Here is a 5,146-nt window from a genome sequence, read left to right on the forward strand (position 1 = left end):
CGAGCCAGGGTGTGAAATCCCTAGCCTCGCCCGGCCACACCTCGCGGATGTCGATCAGCTTGAACTCTCGTGGTGGACTCGGCGCTGTCATGCCCGAACAACCTACCCTCGACGTGCCAGGTCGGCAAGAGGGTCACGTCCAGGGATGTGGTGTAAGGGAGGGTTTCCGCGTTGTTGCGGTTTGCCGAGCCGAGTGCAGCAGCACCTGGGCCGGTCTCGCAGCAGACTAGGCCGGGTCAGGGCAGCGACTCGAGGAGGTAGGAGAGCACTCCGGTCCATTGGGTTGCTCTGTCGGCTGCGTGATGAGGGTAGGTGGCGTGAGGGTCTGGCGAGGGTTGGATCAACAGCACCCATCCGACCCAGCACCAGACCACGAGGCAGAGACCTCCGAGACCTGCCACCACATGCCGCATGTTCCGCATCATTGGTTGTAGATTAGCGGAGATTATCGCTATGAGGCACGGAAGGGTGCTCTAGACACCCGGAGAGGGCACGCGGCGATCGGCGCCTGCGAACAACCGGTCGCCGCTCGTTATGAGCTGTTGGTGTGGTGATCGCGCTTTCTGCCGCGGCACCGCCGAAAGCCGGGGCGAGGGGGTTTGCGCGACCGGATGCGCGACCGGTCGCGGTTGAGCGCGGCTCCTCGGGGGTGGGTGCGTGACCGGGCCGGGGACCCGTTTGGCTATGTTCGATGAGAACAACACACCCCACGGCGGTCCTATCCGATGGGTGACCACCAAACGGGGGCACGGGACCTGCCGGCGAAGGCGGGAAGGGAAGGAAGGTAGGGCGGATGAGAGACCAGACCGGTAGCATCGGGCCGGTGTTGAGCGTCGACGCTCAGCGGTACCGCCTCCGGGGGGTGGGCGGGTTGTGAGACTGCCCGAGGTCCTCGAGATCACAGGGTTGAGCAGAACGACGATCTGGCGTCGGGAACGGGAGGGGTCGTTCCCTCCACCGGTCCGTCTCGGCGGGGAACGCACCCGGGCGGTGGGCTGGCGGGAACAGGACATCTACGACTGGATCGATGGTCTGTCCCCCGCAGCCTGAAACAAGCGCAGCATCGAAGCCCCGTCAGCTCAGGTCGCTTGAACGGCGTATCCTCTCGCTGGAGTCCAGTGGCCGGTGCCCGCTGGTGCTGCGGCTGGTGGTGGGGGTGGGGGCGTCCTTTCTCGGTGTTGTCGGTAGCGGGCCGTTAGAGTGGGGTCCGGGCAGTGGAAGGTTAGGGCTGTGGCTGAGGTGGCGGTTACGGAGCGGGCAGCGGAGGCGGTGTCCCGACCTGGGTTGCCGCGTCCTACGGCCCGTTACCGTCGTGTTTCGGTTCCCGATGGTGTGGACGATCCGTCTGTGGTCAAGGCGTCTGGGCGGGTTGTTTTGCCGCCGCATGTTCACTGGAGTGGTGACCCGGTTTATGACCTGGGGGACCGGCGGGACCGGATGTTGGTGTACAGACAGGTCTTGGCCGAGGGCCTGGACGACGATGTTCGGTATTTCATCGACGTGGCCAAGTTGGCTGACCTCTGGTTTGACATGCCGCTGCCTGTCTATGTGCGGGACGTGTGGGGGCCGTGGCTGCGGGAGCGCGGCTGGTTGGACTAGACAAACGGGATGCTCGCGCCTCTCCAGCAGCAACTCCGAGCGATTGTCGACCTTCTACCCGAAGGGCAGGACTTCGCGTTGGCTGGTGGTGGTGCGCTCATCGTCCGGGGGGTGGTCAACCGCCTTACCCGTGACCTGGACTACTTTGGCCCCTCCGAGGAGGGAGTCGCGCCTTTGGCTGACGCTCTTGAGTCGCGCCTTGCTGCGTTTGGCTACACCGTCGAGCGTGTACGGTCACACCCGGGGTTTGTGCGGTTTCGGGTCAGCACCGCAGAGGGGGAGACCACGACGGTGGACCTGGGCTGGGACGCGCGGATCTCGTCTCCGGAACGGGCTGGGGGTGGTCTGGTCCTGGCCGAAGCCGAGTTAGCCGCCGACAAGGTGTTGGCTGTTGCGGACCGGGGCGAACCACGCGATTACATCGACCTGGCAGCCCTCGTCGAGCGTCACGGCTTCTGGAAGGCGTACTCGACCGCGGCAGAGAAACAGCCGGGTTTCGATCCCCGCCAACTGTTCTACGCCCTCAGCTACTTCGGTGATGTGAGCCGTGACCGGTTCCCGATCCCCGACGCCGCCTACGCGCAGCTGACAGACACGGTTGATGGTTGGCGGCGGGAACTAACCCGACGCGTCCAAGGCCCGGGAACCGACATGCGGCTAGCAACAGTCGGGGGTCCCCCCACCGATCTTGCGGTCCCTCCACGCCTGGATTTCCGTCCCACCGTCGACGACACCAGCCACCCGGTCACCAACCCGCTATCGGTGAGCGTGCGACCGCATCAGGCCGGCAGGGGATGGGAGCTGCTGCTCTGCGGCTCCGCCGGTGCCCCGCTTTGGGTCTCGGACCCATACCCGACGAACGAAGCCGCCGAAGACGCTTGCGGCTTCGCTCTCCGGGTGGCCAACAGCAACTATCCGCTGCGTATCGAAGAGTGGAACCCCGGAGGGGCGCTGGCGGCAAGCTACCACCCGCCCCCACCCGAACACGCCGCCACCACCCTGCGGGTCATCCCATCCCCTCACCCTTCCGGCGGCTGGCGGCTCCAAGCAACCCGCCCCGACGAAACCGTGGTCATCACGTCCTCCCCCTACCGTGACACCACCACAGCCCGCGCAGCGGCGGCCTTCATCGGTGTCCTACACGTGTTCGCTGGCGACACCAGCCGAACAGGCCAAGTACGCGCAACCCCCCACCCCGGCGGGTCCCGAGACCACAGTTGAGAGGTAGCCACGACCCGACCCGAATGCCACAGGTAGGCGAGTTGTGGTTGTAGTCTTGGCCGCTCTTGAAGGCTTCTGTGGAGTGGTGACTGAGATGTCGTCTTTCCTACCGGCAAGTCCGGAACGTGGAGCAGCCGCTTCCGCCGAGCTGGACATTGGGAAGCAGCCGGAGTCCATGGGGTGTCGGGGGTCGGGTCTGTCCCGTTTGTGGGTGTGGAGCGTGGGTAGGCCGTTGTGTGTGGTGGTGGTGCTGGTGGGTTTGGTGGCGGCTTGTTCGGATGATGGGGCTTCTGTGGTCGAGTCGTCGTCGGCGGTTTCGCTGCCGGAGACCACTGTCACAACTCTGGCATCGACCTCGTCGACCTCATCAGGGGGCGCCGCCCCGTCGAGCGCGACCACCGCGGCAGCGGCTGGCCCGACCACTGTCCCGGGCGGTGGAAGTCCGTCCACACTGCGGGCGATCGCACCGCTGCGGCTTGACCACCCCGACGATCCTGTGGAGTTCCTCGCCGAGATATCCGAAGAGGAACGTTCCTGCCTCGAGGAGAGCGGAATTGGGCTACAAGAGCTCTCGCAGGTTTGGGGGGATGCTCCCGGCGGCGACCCTTCGGAGCGCACCGCGGTTGTGATCGGCTGCCTACAGGACGAGACCCTGTTGAGGTTGTTCCTGACTTCGCTGGTCGGGCTGACTGATCCGTTGACGCCGGAGACCTCTGCCTGTATCAGGGAGGCGCTGGCGTCGATAGATCTCCACCGGTTGCTGTCACCCCCGGCGCAGAACGACCCTGTCAATTCGCTCGGGTTGGGCATGGCGGCGGTGAACGTGTCTGTTGTGTGCATGAACGACGAAGAATGGGACGTCTATGCGCCGCGTCTGGGGATGCGGGCCGAGGATCGGGAGAGCCTGGCCTGTTTGCTGGAGCGGGTGGGCGGACCGGGGGCACTCGTCGAAGCCATGCAACAGGTGAGCCTCGGCGAGGCACCCGAAGCTCTCGTGGGGTGGTTGGAAGCCTGTGCGCCGCAGACCTCACCGCCCGCGGCCGCGGACTACGGGCCCGGTTCGGGCGGAGGGTTTCTAATCTGGTCGTTCGCGACCGGGGGATGGGACCTCACCGGACCGGTAGTGGTGGACGGAGTGGTGTACTTCGGCGCCGACGACGGCAACCTGTACGCCCTCTCCGCGCAGTCCGGCGAGTTGGTTTGGAGCTTCTCCGCCGCCGCTGGGATCCGCTCCGTTCCCGCAGTGTCCGATGGGACGGTCTTCTTCGGTGCCGGCGACAACCACCTGTACGCCCTAGACGCCGCCACCGGAACCGAACTGTGGCGTCACGACACCGGACGCCCGATCCGGCGCTCCCCCACGGTGAGCGGTGGGTTGGTCTACTTTGCGGCCCGCGCCGCCTACGATGTAGCAGTCCACGCCCTCGACGCCGCCACCGGAACGGTCGTCTGGGTAGCGGAACAGCCCTACCCAACCGACGAACGGCTAGCCCCCACCGCACATGGTGGCCGTGTCTACGCCCAAGGGGCGCAGTACGGAACCTTCTATGTCTTGGACGCCGCCACCGGACAAGCCGTCTGGCAGGCAGAAGTCGGAGGCTACGTCGAATCGGCTCCTGCCGTGGTGGAGGGCGTCGTCTACCTGACGGTGACCAACCAGGCCTACGCGTTCGACGAGGCCACCGGAGAGCTCATCTGGCAGACCAACACCCAAGAGTTCCCCGCCCGCGACTTCCCGGCGCTGGTCACCGACGGTGTCTACTACCTGACACCCGCCGGTCACGTGCATGCGCTCGACGCCGCCACCGGCGAAGAGATCTGGAGCTACCAGATCGACCCGGAGGGAGACTATGGGCTCAGCACCGCCCCCGTCGTCGCCGGAGGCACGCTGTTCGCCGGGTCGGAAGCGGAACACCTATTCGCCCTAGACGCCCGAACCGGCCAACTCCTGTGGACGCTGCCCACAGAGAATTCCACCAGCCATGCCCTGTCCGTCGTCGATGGAGTCCTCTACGGACAAGCGAGCGACGGATACCTGTTCTCAGTCGACGCCGCCGACCCAAACAACGGGCCCATCCCCCCATGGTTCTTCCAGATCGGCTGGCTAGACGACACACCCAAATACTCAACCGCCGGCGGAATCGTCTACTCTGCGGGCCCCGACGGCCGCTTCTACGCGCACACCACCCCAGCACCCACTTAACTAAGACTCTCAATGTGGGAAGGGACAATGTGGGAAGGGACAAGCAGGTTCCCGGAATCGAGATCGGCGAGGAGCTCAACCCGTTCCTGGGCCTCCGGGGAATCCGGCTCACGCTGGCCCGCC

Annotated in this window: 4 protein-coding genes; all 4 read left to right on the forward strand. The window is 65.8% G+C overall.

Annotation, left to right across the window (positions count from 1 at the left end; translation table 11 throughout):
• Nucleotides 1-873: 873 nt before the first annotated feature.
• The 4 genes from OXK16_09760 (at nt 874) to OXK16_09775 (ending at nt 5,023) form a co-directional block, all read left to right on the forward strand.
• Nucleotides 874-1,050 carry an AlpA family phage regulatory protein gene (locus OXK16_09760; protein MDE0376232.1) on the forward strand — a complete coding sequence of 59 codons (177 nt, stop codon included), beginning with the start codon at nt 874-876 and terminating at the stop codon, nt 1,048-1,050.
• A 387-nt stretch (nt 1,051-1,437) separates the two neighbouring features.
• Nucleotides 1,438-1,599, forward strand: a complete 162-nt coding sequence (locus OXK16_09765) for a hypothetical protein (GenBank protein ID MDE0376233.1) — start codon at nt 1,438-1,440, stop codon at nt 1,597-1,599.
• Between the two features lie 9 nt (nt 1,600-1,608).
• A complete protein-coding gene (locus OXK16_09770) occupies nt 1,609-2,820 on the forward strand; it encodes a nucleotidyl transferase AbiEii/AbiGii toxin family protein (GenBank protein ID MDE0376234.1) in 1,212 nt (403 codons plus the stop codon).
• A 220-nt stretch (nt 2,821-3,040) separates the two neighbouring features.
• Nucleotides 3,041-5,023 (forward strand): PQQ-binding-like beta-propeller repeat protein, encoded by a 1,983-nt coding sequence (locus OXK16_09775; GenBank protein ID MDE0376235.1) that lies wholly within the window; start codon nt 3,041-3,043, stop codon nt 5,021-5,023.
• Nucleotides 5,024-5,146: the final 123 nt, after the last annotated feature.

The sequence above is a fragment of the bacterium genome (assembly GCA_028821235.1).
Taxonomy (GTDB): Bacteria; Actinomycetota; Acidimicrobiia; order Spongiisociales; family Spongiisociaceae; genus Spongiisocius.

Bases quoted from the DNA above. Each gene is read 5' to 3' on its own strand.
- OXK16_09770 (MDE0376234.1), top strand. From the start codon at position 1,609: ATGCTCGCGCCTCTCCAGCAGCAACTCCGAGCGATTGTCGACCTTCTA.
- OXK16_09765 (MDE0376233.1), top strand. From the start codon at position 1,438: ATGTTGGTGTACAGACAGGTCTTGGCCGAGGGCCTGGACGACGATGTT.